We start from the raw sequence: 18,410 nt of genomic DNA, 5'->3' as shown, positions 1-18,410 counted from the left end.
CTTTTTGTTGGGGTGACCCCCGGGCAAACGCACCTTGTGGGAGCGCACCCTGTGCGCGACAGGCCGACAGGGTGACCCCGCTGCGGACGGCGAAAACCGTCCACCAGCGGCATCTTGGGAGTCTGCGGTCGCGCACAGGGTGCGCTCCCACAGGGGGGCCATGGCGTGGCGAAACCTCAACCCCCCGTGTCGTAGAAAAACTGCTCCCGCGTGATCTTGTCGTCCTTCACGTGATAGACGCAGATCTCCGTCATGGTGAGGCGGCCGTACTCCTTCATGGTCACGTCCATGGTCATCACGACGCTGAACCAGTTGCCGGCGATCAGCGGATCGCTGACTTCGATGCCGTGCAGCTGGGTGACGCCGGCCTGGAACCGCTTGCCCTTCTCCAGAATGGCGTCCAGCCCCTGCACGTTGCCCATGGGCCCGTTGGCCATGGCCTCCGGCTCGATGCTCACCGCGTCCTTGGCATACAACTCGTGCTGCGCTTCCTCGAATTGACCGTGGCGGCACATGGCCACCAGGCGCTTGGCGACGGCTTCGGTGCTCATGCAGCAATCTCCGGCAGGCGAGAGGTGCGAGCGTAGCGCCGCCGGCGGTAGGCAGACGTGAAGGCGCGCCGCCATCGGCACGCCTTCCGTTCCACGTCGGCGCCTGCCGCCTTGTCAGGCCTCGAAGACGAGTTCGGCCGCCGCCAGCTCGTTGCTTCGCCGCGTGCGTTCGTCGATGTCCTTCAGATCCATGTAGTCGGACAGGTACTGCCTGACGCGCCGGTACAGCGCCTTGTTCCTGCTGCAGTAGATGGTCGGGTTGTTGAACTTGCGGCTCTTGGAATAGCGCGTGATGAGCTCACCGCCACCGCAGTAGCCCAGCCACTCGCATTTCGCACATGTTTCCGGGGGCGTCGATACGCTGCTGCGCAGGTCCGACCACAGCGGCCGGTCATAGAACTCTTTCAACGTGGACGTGGCGACGTTGCAGCCCGTGTGCCGATATTCCTCGCTGATGGATGGCAGCGAGTCGTCCGGCGACACATCGCCGTTGCTGCGGATGGTGATCGTCTCGGTCAGGTCCACGATGTAGTTGATGCGCATATCCACGCCGAAATCCGTCAGGAACGGTGCGAAGACATTTTTCATAGAGCGCACGTTGATCTTCGGGTCGTCGTCCTCGAGCCAGCACTCCAGCAGCTCCAGGGAGAACTTCTCGATGAAGTCCGTCATCTCGGGCGAGTAGTTTTCCCAGCTGTCCTTGGGAAGCATGAAGTCGAACTTCAACAGGCCGAGTTCGTGCACGATGTGCGTGTAGATCTCGCGCGCGGACGTGCCCGGAAGAATCACCGCCAGCGCGCCGGGCTCACCGATCAGCCCTTCCTGATGACTCTTCTTGAGCAGCTCGATGGCCTTGACGATGCGGTCATAACTGCCGCGCCGCTTCTTGTCGTACCTGACCGTGTCATTGACGTGCTTGGGCCCGTCGATGCTGATGCCGACGCTGATATTCAACTCGGAGAACATCCTGATCCACTCTTCGTCGAGCAGAATGCCATTCGTCTGGACGCCCATCTGCAGCTCGGCGTGGGGCGACACGGTGCGCATCAGCGTCTCGGCGATCTCGCGGAACCGCTTCTTTCCCACCATGAGCGGTTCGCCGCCGTGGAGCGCCACCGACACGGTGGGTATGCCTAGTTCCTGTGCGCCCTGAGCAAGGAACTTGCCCGCGCGTTCGGCCGTTTCCACAGACATGCGGGCCGGGTTGGTCTTGTAGCTATCGTCGCCGTTGAAAAAGAAGTAGCAGTACGGACAGTCAAGATTGCACACTTCCGACATCTTGAAGCTCACGAAGAGCTTCCTGCTCTCCATCCGAGTGGTCATCAAGCGCATGACTTTCTCCGGGCCCGGTCATGAATGCCAGGTCCAAGGCAGGGGCCGACCTGCGGTCGGCTCCCTGATTTGGACGCATCGGCCCCCGGGAATGGCGTCAGCCATTCCAGTGGGCGCCCTTGAGAACTACTGGATGCTGTACCAGGTGCTGCACTGGGCCAGATCACCCGCCGTTTCGTTCGAATGGGCGATCACCAGCTGGCTCATCGGCTTCAGCGTGACGGGCGCGCTGACTTCAAGGGTTTCCACGGAGCACTCGTTATGGTCCATAGCATTGATCCTTGGTTGGGATGCTCAACATCGATGATCCCGCACACTCAACTTCGGGACGAACCCCGGCGTCGAATGCGTGGGCGATATGTCGTGCCACCGCATGCCGCACACAAATCACTTGCTGAAGGTATGTCCGTCGCGGCTGTTGCACGACCCGGCGGTTCTATCAAAGTGGTTTTTCTGCAGCAATGAACGATAGGTTGTAGTCCAAGGACTACGCTCCTCGCACGCGCGCCGTGCCACGTCGCCCGAAGCGAGTGCTAACGCACTAACTTGCGGCATGGATTCCTGGCGACTCATGCGCTCAACAGATGTTTCGGAACGAATTAGTTTCCGCCGAACCCATGCCGCGCCGGGAGGGCTTGCTGAACAGCCGAAGGTTTCTGCGGCGCGATGGGACGTCTGCGCGCCGCACGACGCATCACGCGGCGCGATCAGATTTGTGATGGCGATCACATGATTCCCAAGGCATGCCATCGCGGAAATCGCCCTGGCAGCTCGTCCAACGCAGGCGTTACTGCGTGGCGATGACCACGATCGCCAGCAGCGCCAGCATCACGCCAAGCACATTGAGCCGGCTCAATCGTTCGCGAAACGCCACCGTGCCGATGATCGCGCCCAGCGCGACCACGCCGAGATTCATGCTGGCAAATACCAGCGATGGATGATCCGGCAGGGCCTGATGCCCGCGCACGTAGAACACGATGTTGCCGAAATTGGCGAGACCGAGCAGAAGACCCGCCACCGCATCACGCAGGGTGAAAAAGGTGCGGTCATGCCAGCGGCGCCACAGCAGGATGAGCAGGGAGACGACGAAGGCCAGCGCAAACGCGGCCTGCAACGAGGCCGCGAATGGTGTTCCAGCCGCCGCCACCCGCTTGAACAGGATATCGATGGCGCCAAAGCCCGCGAACACCAGCAGCGGCCACAGCCATCCGCGTTCGTCATGGCCATGCGCGCCGGGCACGTCACGCCACACCATGCACGCCAGCGATGCCAGACCCAGCACGATACCGATGCCCTTGCCCATGCTCAGGCTCTCGCCGAAGAGCAGGAACGCCGCCAGCAGCGAGATCAGCAACGACAGCCGCTGCGCCGCATCCGTGCGCACGATGCCTGCACTGCTCACCGAAGCCGCCAGTGCGAGAAAGATCAACGGCAGCAGCAAACCGAGCCCGATGAAGCCCAGCCAAGGCGCCTGCGGCCCCGTCAGCACCGACAGCTGGGGATGGAACACCGTGGCCGTCAGCACGCTGGTCGCGACATAGTTCCAGGCAATGGCCTGCCCCACGTCGACCGACAACCGGCGGGCAAGCTTCAAAAGCACTGACACCAGCACGCTGCAGACGACGCTCAGCAACACATAGACCATGAGGAATCCTTGAGGGTGACGGCACGGTGTGCTCCGCCGATATACCGGGACATGATGTCAGCCGTCCTGCGGCCAGCCGGGAACGCTCACCGCTGGTGGGTGAACCGCTCGCGATAGCGCGCCGGACTCAGCTGCAGATGCTGGCGAAAATGGTGACGCAGGGTATCCGTACTGCCGAATCCGCACACCTCGGCCACGCGGTCGACGCCCATGTCGCTGCCTTCCAGCAGCTCGCGCGCCCGGCCCAGGCGCTCGTGCGTCAGCCACTGCTTCGGTGAACAACCGGTGGCCTCCTCGAAGCGTCGCAGCAGGGTGCGCTCGCTCATGCGGGCGCGTTCGGCCAGCGTGGACACCGGCAATGGCTGATCCAGGTGACGCCGCATCCAGTCCAGCAGCTTGCCCAGGCCATCGCCCTGCGCGGGCAGGGGGGACTGGATGAACTGCGCCTGCCCGCCATCGCGATGCGCCGGCACCACCGCGCGCCGGGCCACGCTGTTGGCAACGTCCGGACCATAGTCGCGGCGGATCAGGTGCAGCGAGAGATCCAGCGCCGCGGCGCTGCCGGCCGACGTGAGCAACGACCCTTCATCCACGTAGAGCACGTCCGGCTCGACCCGGATGCGCGGATGACGCTCGGCCAGGGCGTCCACATAACGCCAGTGCGTGGTGGCGCGGCGCCCGTCCAGCAACCCGGTCGCGGCCAGCACGAACACGCCGGAACAGTACGACAGCAGGCGCGCACCGCGCGCATGGGCCGAGCGCAGGGCATCCAGCAACGGCTCCGGTGGCGGGGCATCCACGCCACGCCAGCCTGGCACGACGATGGAGCCGGCCGTGGCCAGCGCTTCCAGGCCGTGATCCGCCAGCACCCGCATGCCGCCCGCGGCGCGCATCGGCCCGCGATCCACCGCACAGAGCCCGAAGTCGTACCACTCGGCCAGCTCCGGTCGTGGCAGGCCGAACATCTCGACGGCAATACCGAATTCGAAGGTACACAGCCCGTCGTACACCAGCGCGGCCACACGCCGGTTGGGTGGACCGGAAAGACGTCTGGATCGCTTTGGCGGATTCTTCATGGTGATTGTCATTCTTGCCAATGTGCGCCACCCGCGCCAGTGCCGATACTGCCGCCATCCCAATGCAGGAGTGAAACCATGAGCAGTGTGGTGCAACGTGTTCCCGCCGCCGGCAGCCTTGATGCACTGGCGCATTTCCAGGCACGGCTGGGCTTTGAGACCGACTGCGCGGACGTCTATTACGCGACGAACCACGAAGCCAAGGATTTCGTGCTGCTCGATGTGCGCACGCCCACGCTCTATGCGGCCGGCCACGTGCCGGGTGCCATCAACCTGCCCACGCGCATGATCAGCGAGCCGCGCCTGGCGGACTATCCCGCCGAGACGTTGTTCGTGGTCTATTGCGCCGGCCCGCACTGCAACGGCGCCAACAAGGCGGCGGTGAAGCTGGCGCAGCTGGGACGGCCCGTGAAGGAGATGATTGGCGGCCTCACCGGTTGGATCGATGAAGGCTTTGGCCTGGAACGCTGACGTGGACGCTGAGACGGGCGAAGGCCTGGCCATACGCCGCGCGGGCGGGAACGATGTTCCCGCGCTGCTTTCGCTCGGGGCGGAGCATGCCGCGTTCGAACGGCTGCCGCATCGCGCCAGCCAACGTGCCGGCGCGCTGGCGCTGGCGCTCGATGGCGAACCGCCGCGGTTGCACGCATGGATCGCCCGTCTTGGCAGCGAGGTCGTCGGCTACGCCAGCGCCACGCTGGATTTCTCCACGCTGGATGGCGCGGACTACCTGCACATGGATTGCCTGTATGTCCGCGAAGCCTGGCGCGGCCATGGCATGGGCCTGCGCTTGTGGGCTGCCGTGCGCGACTTCGCGCGCGCACGCCAATGCGCCACCATGCAATGGCAGACGCCCTGGTGGAACGTGGATGCCGCGCGCTTCTACCGCCGCCTGGGCGCCGGTGAAACCGCCAAGCTGCGCTACGGCCTGGCGCTCGATGAGGCGTGAAGCCACGGCGCCGCAGGTGCGTGGCAATGCGATCATGCCGGCCCGATGACACGGAGGACGTTGCATGCTGGAACTACGCCCCACCTGCGAGCAGTGCAACAAGGCACTGCCGCCGGCCTCGACCGAGGCCATGATCTGCTCGTTCGAATGTACCTACTGCCGTGACTGCGTCGAACGGCTGCAGAACGTGTGCCCCAACTGCGGCGGTGGCTTCACGCCGCGCCCGGTTCGGCCGGCCCATGCGTGGCGGCCGGGCGTTTCGCTGGAAGGCCACCCAGCCACCGGAAAGGTCACATACAACCCGGTGGACTTGGTCGCGCACGCGCGCTTCGTGGCGCTGCTGGACGGGCGGCCGCCGGAACAGCGCTGACGCCACGACGGCGCTTTGACGCGCGCCGTCCTAAACAGGGCGCTTCCCACCATGCAGGCGTCCGCAACGCCCCGGGGACATGGCCACGCGTGAACCAACCCAATCAGGCCGCGAGCGACAGGTCCTGCTGGGTGGATCGGCCGCCCTGTTCCTGGTGATCTTCGCCTCGAGCGCGATCTCATTGCTGCTCTCGCAACGGGGAGGCGCCATGGCCTCGCTGTGGTCCGCCAACGGCATCGCCGCCGGTGTCCTCCTGTCCGTGCCGCGGCCATGCTGGAGGGCCCTGGTTTCCGCCACCGCTGCCGCGCTGGTAGTCGGACAGTGGGTTGCCTTCGGTGCACTGCTCACCAGCCACCTGCTGCTGGTACCGGCCGACCTGGTGGAGATCCTCATCGTAGCGGGCCTCATTCACCGCCGCTTTCCGGTCATCACCGGGCAAGCGAGCGGCTACCTGCGCCTGGGTCGCGTGGCGATGGTCGCCGCCCTGGCCGGCTGCCTGGCATCCACCCTGCTGGCCGTCATCGCGCAAGAGTTGGCGACGGGCCGCGCCTTCCCCGGCACGGCGCAGGAATGGTGTCGCGCCCACCTGCTCGGCATGGTGATCGTGGGCATGCTCACGCTGGTGGCGTTTCGCGAACGCGGACGCCTGCTCGGTGCGCCCGGCCTGCGCATCCGCATGCTGCGCGACGTGCTGCTGCTCGCCGCCGTCACGCTGGGCGTCTTCGTGCAGACGCGCTATCCGCTGCTGTTCACCGTCTTTGCGCCACTGCTCTACCTTGTATTCCGCTACCGTTTTCCGGGCCTGGTGCTGGGCGTGACCACGGTGACCCTGATCACCAACGTGGCCACGGCCATGGGCCAGGGCCCGTTCGCACTCATCCCCGCGGCAGATGCCAGCGAGCGCGCGCTGATCGCCCAGGTCTACCTTGGCGTGCTGTGTCTGGTGGCGGTCCCTGTGGCGCTGGCGCTCGCCGACAGGCAACGGCTGGCGGCAAAAGTCGCCGAGAGCGAGAGCCTCTATCGACTGCTCGCGGATTACGCGAGCGACCTCATCGTGCGCATCGCCGAAGACGGCACCCGCCGTTACGTGTCGCCCTCGGTCAAGGACATGCTGGGCTGGACGCCTGAGGAGTTCGCCGCCCAGCGCGGCGAGCTGCTGCACCCGGACGATCGCGAGCTCGTGCGGGGTGTCTTGGCGCGACTGCGGGTAACCGGCACGCCGGAACTCGTGCGCTACCGGGTGCGCAACCGCGCCGGCGAGTACCGATGGCTGGAAGCGATGGGCAAGCTCGCGCCCAGCCCGGATCGCCAAGGCGACATCGAAACCGTCTACAGCGCCCGGGACATCACCGAGCGCGTACTGGCGGAAGAAGCGCTCGCCGACAGCCAGAAGCGCCTGCGCACCATTACCGACAACGTGCCAGCTGTCATCGCGCATGTGGATACTGCTCAGCGCTATACCTTCATCAATGCGTACGCGTCCGAGGTGATCGGCGTGGACGCGACAAGGAACATCGGGCATACCGTCGAGGAAACGCGCGGCGCCGTCGTCTATGCCCTACTCAAACCGCACATCGATCAGGCCCTGCACGGCACGGCCTCTACCTTCGAGTACGACGTGCAGGCCGGCGGGCAGACCCGCTACTTCCAGGCCAACTACGTGCCGGCGACCACCGCCGATGGCGCGTCCACCGGCTTCTACACACTGACGACGGAGATCACGCGCATCAAGCTCGCCGAACAGCAGCTGGATTTCCTGGCCCACCACGACGCGCTCACCGGCATCGCCAACCGCTTGTCGTTTCGCGAAAGCGTCCACCTGGCGGTGGAGCACGCCGACGCCACGCACGAGCCCTTGTTGCTGATGATGATCGACGTCGACCACTTCAAACAGATCAACGACACCTATGGCCATGCCGCCGGCGATGCCGCCCTGAGTGAGGTCGCGAGCCGGCTCAAGGCGAGCATCCGCAAGACCGACCTGCTCGCCCGCCTGGGCGGCGACGAGTTCGTGATCCTGTGCCGCGCCATCGACGACATCGATACGGCGCGGCAACTGGCGCAGAAGATCACCGACGCGATGCAGCCACCGGTGGCGATCGGCAAGACGACGATTCCCGTCACCCTAAGCATGGGCGTTGCGCTATGCCGCGATGTCGGCAACGCGGACGCACTCGCGCAGCACGCCGACGAAGCGCTTTATCAGGCCAAGGAAGCCGGGCGCGCCTGCTACCGCATTGCCGCGCACGGCATGTGACGGGCATGCCTTACTCGCGCGCGGCCAGCGCCCGGTTCACGCGCAGCGCCAACAGAGTGCACACCACGCCAGACAACAGATAGGCACTGACCGCCACCAGGCCAAAGCGCGTGGACAGGCCCAGCGCCACCAGCGGCGCGAACGCCGCGCCGATCAGCCAGGCGAAATCCGTGGTGAGCGCTGCACCGGCATAGCGCAGGCGCATCTCGAAGTTGGACGTGACGCTGCCGGCCGACTGGCCGTAGGACAGGCCCAGTCCGCCAAAGCCCAGGATGATGAAGGCATCCTGCCCCAGCGTGCCGCCACCCAGCAGCCACGGCGTGATCAGCGCGAAGATGGCGATCAGGGCGGCCATCAGGCCAAGCGTGGTGCGTCGCCCGATGCGGTCGGCCAGCAGGCCCGACACGATCATGCCCAGGATGCACGCCACCGCGCCGATGATCTCTGCCACCAGCACCGCATTCACGGACTGCGTGGAACCCAGCACGATCCACGACAGCGGGAAGATCGTCACCAGGTGGAACAGTGCATAGCTCGCCAGTGCCGCGAAGGCGCCGATGAAGATGTTGTAGCCCTGCGTGCGCAGCAGCTCGACGATGCCGATGGGTTCCAGCTCGCGCTCTTCCATGGCGACGGTGTATTCCTCCGTCACCACCAGGCGCAGACGCGCGAACAGCGCCACCACGTTGATAGCGAACGCCACGAAGAACGGATAGCGCCAACCCCAGTCGATGAAATCTTCCTGGTTGAGGTTGCTGTGCAGGAACAGGAACAGGGCGCCCGCCACCATGAAACCGATCGGCGCACTCAGCTGGCCGAGCATGGCGTACCAGCCGCGCTTCTGCGGCGGCGTATTGAGCGCCAGCAGCGACGGCAGGCCATCCCACGAACCGCCCAGCGCAATGCCCTGCAGGATGCGGAACAGCACCAGCAAACCAATCGACCAGTCGCCGATCACCTTGTAGCCCGGCAGGAAAGCCATGCCCGCGGTGGCGCTGCCGAGCAGGAACAACGCAATGGTGAGCTTGATGCCGCGACTCCAGCGTCGCTGGAAGCTCATGAACAACGTGGTACCGAGGGGGCGGGCGATGAAAGCCAGTGAAAAGATCGTGAAGGCGTAAAGCATGCCGTTCAACGGACTGGCGAAGGGGAACAGCAGGGAGGGGAAGACCAGCACGCAGGAAATGCCGAACACGAAGAAGTCGAAGTGTTCGGAAGTGCGCCCGATGATGACGCCGATGGCGATCTCGCCCGGCGCCACCTTCGCGTGGGCCTGGATGCGCTGGATGTCCTCTACCGTGTGGCCCGTGCCGTGCTCAGGGAACGTGCTTGACATAGTCATTACTCGGGAAGAGGGAGGATGACGTGGCCACACTATGGCACCACCACGCCTCTCGCGTCACTTGGAATATTGCCAGTTCCGGTTTCGCGCCGAACGGCGTACCGTTCTCCACACTCGTTGCGTCGTCGGTATGTCTATGAAGGCTTTCCGTGGACTGCTCGTCGTATCCGTCGCCTTCCTGCTTGGGGGTTGCCAGACCGTATTGATGTCGCCATCGGGCGACCTCGCGGTGCAGCAGCGCAACCTGATCATCACCTCGACCGTGTTGATGCTGCTGATCATCGTGCCGGTGATCGTGCTTACACTGCTGTTCGCCTGGCATTTCCGTGCGTCCAACAAGAAGGCCACCTACGATCCCGAGTGGGATCACTCCACCATCCTCGAACTGCTGATCTGGTCTGCGCCGCTGCTCATCATCATTGCCCTGGGCGCGATCACCTGGGTCAGCACGCACAAGCTCGATCCCTACCGCCCGCTCGACCGCGTCGCTGCCCATCGCCCGATGCCCGGTGATGCACGACCGTTACAGGTCGACGTGGTCGCGCTCGACTGGAAGTGGCTGTTCATATACCCCGAGCAAGGCATTGCCACCGTGAACGAACTGGCGGCACCGGTCGATCGCCCCATCCAGTTCAAGATTACGGCCTCCACGGTGATGAACTCGTTCTTCATCCCCGCGCTTGCGGGCCAGATCTATGCCATGCCCGGCATGGAAACGCAGCTGCAGGCGGTGATCAACGCGCCCGGCGAATTCCAGGGTTTTTCCGCCAACTACAGCGGCCATGGCTTCTCCGGCATGCACTTTCTCTTCCACGGCGTGACCGAAGAAGGCTTTGCGCAGTGGGTGCAGAAGGCCAAGGCCGGCGGCAACGACCTCAGCCGTGAGGCCTACGTGAAACTGGCCCAGCCCAGCGAGAACGATCCGGTGACCTACTACGCGACGGTGGAGCCGGGCCTGTACCGGGCCATCCTTACCCGTTGCGTGGATCCGGAGAGCCCATCGTGCATGACGCGCGTGGACCTGAGCCCGCACGAGGCCAGCGACTCGGGCGCCACGCCCGCGTCCGGCCAGGCCAACGGCATGGCCGCCATGGCGGCCCATTCCCACTCCGACTGATCGGTGGTGACCACGATGCTTCTGCAAACCGACCTGGCCAAGCTGATCTTCGGTCGACTCACGCTGGACTCGTTGCCGTTGCACGAGCCCATCGTGGTCGTGACCTTCATCGGGGTGGCGATCGGCGCGCTCGCCGTCCTGGGCGCCATCACCTACTACAAGCTGTGGGGCTATCTGTGGCACGAATGGTTCACCAGCATCGACCACAAGAAGATCGGCATCATGTACATGATCCTTGGCTTCGTGATGCTGCTTCGCGGCTTCTCGGACGCGATCATGATGCGCGCCCAGCAGGCGATCTCCTTCGGTGGCTCGCACGGTTACCTGCCGCCCGAGCACTACGACCAGATCTTCACCGCGCACGGCGTGATCATGATCTTCTTCGTCGCCATGCCCATGGTGACGGGCCTGATGAACTTCGTGATGCCGCTGCAGATCGGCGCGCGCGACGTGGCGTTTCCCTTCCTCAACAACTTCAGCTTCTGGATGACCGTCGCCGGCGCGATGCTGGTGATGTGCTCGCTGTTCATCGGTGAGTTCGCGCGCACCGGCTGGCTGGCCTACCCGCCGTTGTCGGACATCGTGTCCAGCCCCGACGCGGGCGTGGACTACTACATATGGTCGTTGCAGATAGCCGGCGTCGGCACCACGTTATCGGGCATCAACCTGCTGGTGACCATCGTGAAGATGCGTGCGCCCGGCATGACCATGATGAAGATGCCGGTGTTCACCTGGACGTCGCTGTGCACCAACGTGCTGATCGTTGCGGCGTTCCCGGTGCTCACCGTCTGCCTCGCGCTGCTGGCGCTCGACCGCTACGCCGGCACCAACTTCTTCACGACCGAGCTTGGCGGCAACGCCATGATGTACGTGAACCTGATCTGGATCTGGGGCCATCCGGAGGTCTACATCCTGATCCTGCCGGCGTTCGGCATCTTCTCCGAAGTCACCGCCACCTTCAGCCGCAAGCCGCTGTTCGGCTACGCCTCGATGGTGTACGCCACGGTGGTGATCACGGTGCTGTCGTACCTGGTGTGGCTGCACCACTTCTTCACCATGGGCTCGGGGGCGAGCGTCAACTCGTTCTTCGGCATCACCACGATGATCATCTCGATCCCCACGGGCGCGAAGATCTTCAACTGGCTGTTCACCATGTACCGCGGCCGCGTGGACTTCCAGCTGCCGATGATGTGGACAGTCGCCTTCATGGTCACCTTCGTCATCGGCGGCATGACCGGCGTGCTGCTCGCCGTGCCGCCGGCGGATTTCTCGCTGCACAACAGCCTGTTCCTGATCGCGCACTTCCATAACGTGATCATCGGCGGCGTGCTGTTCGGCCTGTTCGCCGGCATCACCTACTGGTTCCCCAAGGCCTTCGGTTTCCGGCTGGATCCGTTCTGGGGCAAGTGCTCGTTCTGGTTCTGGGTCACGGGCTTCTACTTCGCCTTCATGCCGCTGTACGTGCTGGGCCTGATGGGCATCACGCGCCGGCTCAGCCATTTCGACGACCCCTCGTTGCAGATCTGGTTCCAGATTGCCGCGTTTGGCGCGCTCCTGATCGCGCTGGGCATCGGCTGCAACATCATCCAGTTCATCGTGAGCTTCAAGAACCGCGAGAAGTTGCGCGACGTCACCGGCGATCCCTGGGATGGCCGCACGCTGGAGTGGTCGACCTCCTCGCCGCCGCCGAAGTACAACTTCGCATTCACGCCGCTGGTCCACGACCATGACGCGTGGTGGATGATGAAGAAGCACCACTACCAGCGTCCGATCGGCGGCTTCGTGCAGATCCACATGCCGCTCAACACGGGGGCGGGCATCATCATGGGGGCCTTAAGCTTCGTCTTCGGCTTCGCCATGATCTGGTACATGTGGCTGTTGGCGGCGGTGTCCTTCATCGCGCTGCTGGCGGTCGGCATCGGACATACCTTCAACTATCACCGCGACTACTACCTGAGCGCGGATGAAGTGACCCGCGTCGAGGCATCCCGAACGGAGCTGCTGGCCAGCCATGTCTGACATCACTACTTCCATGCCCGGCAGCGGGCCCGCGCAACCGCTGGCCTTCCACGACACCCACGAAAGCCACCCGGTCAACGGGACGCTGCTCGGCTTCTGGGTGTACCTGATGAGCGACTGCCTCGTCTTCGCCTGCCTGTTCGCTGCCTACGGCGTGCTGGGCCGCGAGTACGCGGGCGGCCCCACCGCGCAGGAGGTGCTGGAGCTGCCGGCGGTGGCCGTGAACACCACGCTGCTGCTGCTCTCCTCCATCACGTACGGCTTCGCGGTGCTGGAGATGCAGCGTAACCGGCAGAACCCGATGCTGGTGTGGCTGGTGATCACCGGCCTGCTGGGCGCCGGCTTTATCACGCTGGAACTGCGTGAGTTTTTCCACCTCGCCTCCATCGGGGCGGGGCCGCAGCGCAGCGCCTTCCTCTCTTCGTTCTTCACCCTGGTGGGCACGCACGGCCTGCACGTCACCTGTGGCCTGATCTGGCTGGTGGTGCTGATCACTCAGGTGCTGAAGAAGGGCCTGATCACGGCCAACAAACGACGCCTGCTGTGCCTGTCGATGTTCTGGCACTTCCTGGACGTGGTGTGGGTGGGTGTCTTCAGCTTCGTCTACCTGATGGGGGTGCTGCCATGAGTGCACATGACGAAACGCACGCCCACGGCGACGGGCACGGTCACGAAGACGACTTCGGCATCCACGCCACCTTCGGTGGCTACATGACGGGTTTCGTGCTGGCGGTGGTACTCACCGTCATCCCGTTCTGGCTGGTGATGGGCCATGTCATTGCCACGTCAAGCACGGCCGCCGTCATCATCCTAGGGTTGGCGGCGGTGCAGATCGTGGTGCACATGATCTACTTCCTGCACATGAACGCGAAATCGGAAGGCGGCTGGAACATGCTGGCGCTGGTGTTTACCATCGTGCTGGTCGTCATTACGCTGAGCGGGTCGATCTGGATCATGTATCACCTCAACAGCAACATGATGCCGTCGATGATGGATCCGTCGAATCTGCCCTGACGGTCCGCGCCTACCCCTGATACGTGTATTCCCGATGAGTGTTGCTGAAGAACCGGGCCGCCAGCCGCGCGGCCCCGTGGCGCTGGGCCTGCTGGCCTTGCTTGGACTCGTGCTGTTCGCCGGCTTCGTGGCCCTGGGTACGTGGCAGGTCTATCGCCTGAGCTGGAAGCGCGACCTGATCGCGCGCGTGGAGGCTCGCGTGCACGCACCGCCAGTGGCCGCGCCGGGCCCCGCCGATTGGGGCGGGGTGACCGCCGAGTCGGCTGAGTACCGCCATGTCGAGCTGCGCGGCACCTTCCTGCACGACCGCCAGACGCTGATATGGACAGCCACGGATTTCGGCACCGGCTACTGGCTGATGACGCCGCTGCAGGAGGCCGATGGCTCCATCGTGCTGGTCAATCGCGGCTTCGTGCCCACCGACTGGTGCGGCATCAAGGGGAGTTGTGTGGCAGGCCCGACTGGCGAAACCACGCTGACCGGCCTGCTGCGCATCAGCGAATCGCCGCGACCGTTCCGCCACAATAATCCGGCGGGCAACAGCTGGTATACGCGCGATGTGGCGGCCATCGCCACCGCGCGTGGCCTGACGCATGTCGCGCCGTATTTCGTCGACGTGGACGCGGCACCCGGCACGCTCGACGCCGGCAAGCCCGCGTGGCCGCAAGGCGGCCTGACCGTGATCTCGTTTCCCAACAACCACCTCAGCTACCTGATCACCTGGTACGTGCTGGCGCTGATGGTGCTGGCGGCGGGGATCTATGTGGCGAGGGACGAAAGGCGGCTGCGCCAAGACCGGTAAGCCATCGCACCTGTGGGAGCGCACCCTGTGCGCGACGGCCGCCTCGCAGGCCACGGCGATGTGCGGCTGTCGCGCACAGGGTGCGCTCCCACAGCATTGGCGTGCTTACATCTTCAGGAACGACTTGCCCTGCTTGAGCACGGTGTCGCATACCTTGGTGGTCAGCTGCGACTTCAGGTCGCTGGAGCCGCCGCCGAGGCTGTTCAGGTCCATCTTCTGCCCGTTGCTGCCCTGCAGGATGCCCTGGGCGCCGCTGAGATAGCCGGGATCATTGGTGGCGCCGCCCGAGCTGCCGACACTGCTGTCGGACGATTTTTTCTTGCTGCCGGTGAGCTGGCTCAGCATGTCGCTGGTGCTCGAGCCGGCGCTGTTGCTGGACGAGTTGGAGCCGCCGCCCAGCTTGCCCATCAGCTGGCTCTGGATGCCCGAGGCACCCGAGTTGCCGCCGAGGTAGTTGTTCTTCACGCAGTATTCCAGCAGGCCGGCAACATTGCCCATGCTGCCGGACGTCATCGAGCCCGTACCGCCACCCAGCATGCCGCCGAGCTTGCCCAGGTCCTGCGACCCAGCCGTGCTGCAGGCCAGGCTCAGGGCCAGGGCCACGCAGGTCGTTCCGATGCTGCTGATACGTTTGTTCATGGGTATCCCTCCGTCAGGTGCGGGCATTCAACACCCGCCGTTGTTATGACCGCGTCAGCGTAATACAGGGGCTGGGCGTTCTCACGCCGGGCAGCGCCAAAACCGCGCGCATGCTATCTAGGCATCCACCCCTTACCCGACCGATGGAAGGCTTTCGATGAAACGAACCATTGTCCTCGCCTTGGCAGTGACGCTGCTTGCCGGCTGCGCGAGCGCAGGCAGCCTGCGCAACTCCAAACCCACGGCCTCCTATGCCGGTCCCGGCAGCGCGGGCGACATCGCGTCGTGCGTGTCCAATGCGTGGAGCACCAAGCCCGTGCACCTGGAGTCCTACGTGCTCTACACGGGCACCACCATCGAGATCCACAAGACCGAAAATGGCCCCGCCATCGCGCTGGTGGACATCAAGCCAGTCAGTGACCGCACGGTGGCGACTTATTACTCGAACTTCGACGAGGACGACACCTGGTATTTCGAACAGGTGGAACACTGCGTGGATGTGACGCCGCCGCCGGCCAACTGATCGCCCGTCACGCCATCGGCTCACGGCGATCGGCGGCCTACACCGGCATGCACCCGTGGACCCGACTGGATGACGCGTCGGGCCACCACGGTCACCAGGCTCAACGCAACGCGGCGGCCTCGCGTGCCAGGGCCTCGATGCCGGCCCAGTCGCCGCTGCGCAGCTTGTCGGCCGGGGTGAGCCAGGAGCCGCCCACGCACACCACGTTCGGCAGCGAGAGGAAATCCGGCGCGCTGCTCAGGCTGATGCCGCCGGTGGGGCAGAACGTGACCTGCGGCAGCGGGCTCGCCCAGGCGCCAACCAGCTTGTGTCCACCCGCGGGAACGGCCGGGAAGAACTTCAGGAACCGGTAACCGCGCTCGAGCAGCGTCATCACCTCGCTGGCCGTGGCGGCGCCCGGCAGCAACGGCAGTTCGCTGTCATCGGCGGCGTCCAACAGGCCGGGCGAGACGCCCGGCGACACCGCGAACTTCGCGCCAGCCTTGTGCGCCGCGCGCAGGTCCTTGGCGCTGAGCACGGTGCCCACGCCCACCACCGCACCTTCCACTTCGTCGGCAATCGCCTTGATGGCGTCGAGCGCGGCCGGCGTGCGCAGGGTGACTTCGATGGCGGGAATGCCGCCCGCCACCAGCGCGCGTGCCATCGGCACAGCCTGGCGTGCATCGTCGATGATCACCACGGGAACCACCGGCGCGAGGCGCAGCGTGGATTCGACCTGCTTCTGCTTGTTTTCGATGCTCATGGTGTTCTATGCAATGAAGGTGGAATAGATGACATCACGGATGCCGTCATCCCAGCGAAGCTGGGATCCAGCGTCTTTCGGCAACGCGATGACCCTGCAAAAGGCACGGAATCCCAGCTTTCGCTGGGATGACCGTGCATATGCAACGCCGGGCATCATGCGCGGGCCCAACGTCAGAACACGCCCGCGCCAAGATCGGCGGTGGTGGCGTTGCGGCGGAAGATGCCGAACAGTTCGCGGCCAAGGCCGAACTGGTGCGTAGACAGATCCGCCGTCGCTGGTACGCGCGCCTCGAATTCGGCGGCGTCCACCAGCACGTCCACGCGACCCTCGATGGCGTCCAGGCGCACGATGTCCCCGTCGCGGATGCGCGAGATCGCACCGTTGTCCTGCGCTTCCGGTGTCACGTGGATCGCCGCCGGCACGCGGCCGGACGCGCCGGACATGCGGCCGTCCGTGAGCAGGGCGATACGATGGCCGCGATCCTGCAGCACTGACAGCGTCGGCGTGAGCTTGTGCAGCTCGGGCATGCCGATGGCCTGCGGGCCCTGGAAGCGCACCACGGCAACGAAGTCGCGATTCAGTTCACCACGCTCGAAGGCCTTGCGCACATCATCCTGGTCGTGGAACACGATGGCGGGCGCTTCGATAACCAGGCGGTCTTCCGGCACGGACGACACCTTGATCACCGCGCGGCCGAGGTTGCCGGTGAGCATGCGCAAGCCGCCGTCCGGACGGAACGGCTCGGCCATGCCACGCAGCACGCCGCGGTTGCCGCTTTCCCTGGACACCGGCTTCCATACCAGCGCGCCGTGCTCGTCGAGGTGGGGCACCTGCGTATAGCCGTCCATGCCGGTACCGAACACGGTGCGCACGTCCGCGTGCAGCAGGCCCTGGCTCAATAGCTGGTCAATCAGGAAGGCCATGCCGCCGGCGTCGTGGAACTGGTTCACATCGGCGTAGCCGTTGGGATACACGCGCGCCAGCAGCGGAATCACCGAGGACAACGCGTCGAAATCATCCCAGCGCAGCTCGATGCCCGCCGCCCGCGCAATGGCGACCAGGTGCAGCAGGTGATTGGTCGAGCCGCCGGTGGCATGCAGGCCGATCACGCCGTTGATGATGGCGCGCTCGTCGATGATGTGGCCCAGCGGCAGGTACGACGAACCCGGCGCGCTCAGCTCGGCCACGCGCAGCACGGCTTCGCGCGTGAGCGCGTCGCGCAGCGGCGTGTCCGGCGCGACGAAGCTGGAGCCCGGCAGGTGCAGGCCCATGATCTCCATCAGCATCTGGTTGGAGTTGGCGGTGCCGTAGAAGGTGCAGGTGCCCGGTGCGTGGTACGACGCAGCCTCCGCTTCCAGCAGTTCGGCCTTGCTCGCCTTGCCTTCCGCATACGCCTGGCGGACCTTGGATTTCTGCTCATTGCTGATGCCGCTGGGCATCGGGCCGCCGGGCACGAAGATGCCGGGCAGGTGGCCGAAACTCAGTGCGCCAATCAGCAGGCCCGGCACGATCTTGTCGCAGATGCCCAGGTACATCGCGCCATCGAACATGTCGTGCGAGAGCGACACGGCGGTGGCCATGGCGATGAGGTCGCGCGAGAACAACGACATCTCCATGCCGGCACGGCCCTGCGTGATGCCGTCGCACATCGCCGGCACGCCGCCGGCCATCTGCGCCGTGATGCCCGCGTCGCGCGCGACGTTGCGGATCAGCTCCGGGTAGCGCTCATACGGCTGGTGCGCCGAAAGCATGTCGTTGTACGAATTGATGATGGCCAGGTTGGGCGTATGGCCCTCGCGCAGGCGCTCCTTGTCGGTCGCGCCGCAGGCAGCAAAGCCGTGGGCCAGGTTGCCGCACGACAGGCGTTCGCGATGCGGTCCGTTGCCCTGCGCGGCCTCGATGCGGCGCAGGTACTCAGCGCGCGACGCGCGGCTGCGCTCGCGCAGGCGCTCGGTGACTTCGGCAAGGACGGGGTGCAGCACACTCATGTTCGAACTCCGGGAGATTCAGGTGGCGCGCTGCGTCGCGC

At 65.1% G+C, this 18,410-nt stretch carries 19 protein-coding genes; 10 read left to right on the top strand and 9 right to left on the bottom strand.

The annotated features are described in order from the left end of the window. Positions 1 to 176: 176 nt before the first annotated feature. The 5 genes from HY57_RS03775 to ftrA form a co-directional block, all read right to left on the bottom strand. Positions 177 to 551, bottom strand: a complete 375-nt coding sequence (locus HY57_RS03775; RefSeq protein ID WP_019465015.1) for a nuclear transport factor 2 family protein — start codon at positions 549 to 551, stop codon at positions 177 to 179. A gap of 114 nt (positions 552 to 665) precedes the next feature. Continuing rightward, positions 666 to 1,841 (bottom strand): radical SAM protein, encoded by a 1,176-nt coding sequence (locus tag HY57_RS03770; protein WP_157786184.1) that lies wholly within the window; start codon positions 1,839 to 1,841, stop codon positions 666 to 668. Positions 1,842 to 2,009: 168 nt separating this feature from the next. After that, entirely contained in the window at positions 2,010 to 2,132 is a 123-nt protein-coding gene (locus HY57_RS22205) for a hypothetical protein (RefSeq protein ID WP_268746182.1), read from the bottom strand. 538 nt (positions 2,133 to 2,670) lie between these two features. Further along, positions 2,671 to 3,528, bottom strand: coding sequence for an EamA family transporter (locus HY57_RS03765; protein WP_019465012.1), 858 nt, complete (start codon positions 3,526 to 3,528; stop codon positions 2,671 to 2,673). A gap of 86 nt (positions 3,529 to 3,614) precedes the next feature. Continuing rightward, positions 3,615 to 4,604, bottom strand: a complete 990-nt coding sequence (ftrA, locus tag HY57_RS03760; protein ID WP_050997895.1) for a transcriptional regulator FtrA — start codon at positions 4,602 to 4,604, stop codon at positions 3,615 to 3,617. 78 nt (positions 4,605 to 4,682) lie between these two features. Between ftrA and HY57_RS03755 the strand changes: the two genes are divergently transcribed. The 4 genes from HY57_RS03755 to HY57_RS20750 all read left to right on the top strand — a co-directional run bounded on the left by HY57_RS03755 (position 4,683) and on the right by HY57_RS20750 (position 8,180). Next, complete coding sequence (locus HY57_RS03755) at positions 4,683 to 5,075, top strand: rhodanese-like domain-containing protein (protein ID WP_019465010.1); 393 nt, start codon at positions 4,683 to 4,685, stop codon at positions 5,073 to 5,075. Between the two features lies 1 nt (position 5,076). Continuing rightward, positions 5,077 to 5,553 (top strand): GNAT family N-acetyltransferase, encoded by a 477-nt coding sequence (locus tag HY57_RS03750; protein ID WP_200873900.1) that lies wholly within the window; start codon positions 5,077 to 5,079, stop codon positions 5,551 to 5,553. 64 nt (positions 5,554 to 5,617) lie between these two features. Further along, entirely contained in the window at positions 5,618 to 5,923 is a 306-nt protein-coding gene (locus tag HY57_RS03745) for a DUF1272 domain-containing protein (RefSeq protein WP_019465008.1), read from the top strand. Positions 5,924 to 6,002: 79 nt separating this feature from the next. After that, entirely contained in the window at positions 6,003 to 8,180 is a 2,178-nt protein-coding gene (locus HY57_RS20750; protein ID WP_019465007.1) for a sensor domain-containing diguanylate cyclase, read from the top strand. A gap of 10 nt (positions 8,181 to 8,190) precedes the next feature. Here HY57_RS20750 and HY57_RS03735 read toward each other — a convergent pair whose 3' ends face one another. Beyond that, positions 8,191 to 9,516 carry an MFS transporter gene (locus HY57_RS03735; protein WP_019465006.1) on the bottom strand — a complete coding sequence of 442 codons (1,326 nt, stop codon included), beginning with the start codon at positions 9,514 to 9,516 and terminating at the stop codon, positions 8,191 to 8,193. A gap of 142 nt (positions 9,517 to 9,658) precedes the next feature. Here HY57_RS03735 and cyoA point away from each other — a divergent pair, with 142 nt between their 5' ends. From cyoA to HY57_RS03710, 5 genes are read left to right on the top strand one after another with little or no spacing between them, the layout of a single operon-like run. Beyond that, the gene (gene cyoA / locus HY57_RS03730) at positions 9,659 to 10,639 is read left to right on the top strand and encodes a ubiquinol oxidase subunit II (RefSeq protein ID WP_019465005.1); all 981 of its coding nucleotides are present in this window, start codon (positions 9,659 to 9,661) and stop codon (positions 10,637 to 10,639) included. A 45-nt stretch (positions 10,640 to 10,684) separates the two neighbouring features. Further along, positions 10,685 to 12,658: a cytochrome o ubiquinol oxidase subunit I gene (gene cyoB, locus HY57_RS03725; RefSeq protein ID WP_200873918.1), complete on the top strand. Its 1,974-nt coding sequence runs from the start codon at positions 10,685 to 10,687 to the stop codon at positions 12,656 to 12,658. Further along, positions 12,651 to 13,286, top strand: coding sequence for a cytochrome o ubiquinol oxidase subunit III (gene cyoC / locus HY57_RS03720; protein ID WP_026033875.1), 636 nt, complete (start codon positions 12,651 to 12,653; stop codon positions 13,284 to 13,286). The genes cyoB and cyoC overlap by 8 nt, the downstream gene beginning before the upstream one ends. After that, a complete protein-coding gene (gene cyoD, locus HY57_RS03715) occupies positions 13,283 to 13,672 on the top strand; it encodes a cytochrome o ubiquinol oxidase subunit IV (protein WP_019465002.1) in 390 nt (129 codons plus the stop codon). Before cyoC ends, cyoD begins: the two co-directional genes overlap by 4 nt. Positions 13,673 to 13,706: 34 nt before the next feature. After that, positions 13,707 to 14,474, top strand: a complete 768-nt coding sequence (locus tag HY57_RS03710) for an SURF1 family protein (RefSeq protein ID WP_019465001.1) — start codon at positions 13,707 to 13,709, stop codon at positions 14,472 to 14,474. Positions 14,475 to 14,579: 105 nt separating this feature from the next. Here HY57_RS03710 and HY57_RS20745 read toward each other — a convergent pair whose 3' ends face one another. Continuing rightward, positions 14,580 to 15,113, bottom strand: a complete 534-nt coding sequence (locus HY57_RS20745) for a DUF2501 domain-containing protein (protein WP_019465000.1) — start codon at positions 15,111 to 15,113, stop codon at positions 14,580 to 14,582. A 157-nt stretch (positions 15,114 to 15,270) separates the two neighbouring features. On the opposite strand from HY57_RS20745, the gene HY57_RS03700 reads away from it, so the two are divergent. Further along, complete coding sequence (locus HY57_RS03700) at positions 15,271 to 15,636, top strand: membrane lipoprotein lipid attachment site-containing protein (protein WP_019464999.1); 366 nt, start codon at positions 15,271 to 15,273, stop codon at positions 15,634 to 15,636. A 100-nt stretch (positions 15,637 to 15,736) separates the two neighbouring features. Here HY57_RS03700 and eda read toward each other — a convergent pair whose 3' ends face one another. Both eda and edd read right to left on the bottom strand, forming a co-directional pair. Beyond that, positions 15,737 to 16,378 (bottom strand): bifunctional 4-hydroxy-2-oxoglutarate aldolase/2-dehydro-3-deoxy-phosphogluconate aldolase, encoded by a 642-nt coding sequence (gene eda, locus HY57_RS03695; protein ID WP_019464998.1) that lies wholly within the window; start codon positions 16,376 to 16,378, stop codon positions 15,737 to 15,739. Between the two features lie 173 nt (positions 16,379 to 16,551). Continuing rightward, positions 16,552 to 18,369, bottom strand: coding sequence for a phosphogluconate dehydratase (gene edd, locus HY57_RS03690; RefSeq protein ID WP_019464997.1), 1,818 nt, complete (start codon positions 18,367 to 18,369; stop codon positions 16,552 to 16,554). Positions 18,370 to 18,410 lie beyond the last annotated feature (41 nt).

It is taken from the genome of Dyella japonica A8, assembly GCF_000725385.1.
GTDB lineage: Bacteria > Pseudomonadota > Gammaproteobacteria > Xanthomonadales > Rhodanobacteraceae > Dyella > Dyella japonica_C.
This window is presented reverse-complemented; position numbering and strand designations above follow the sequence as displayed.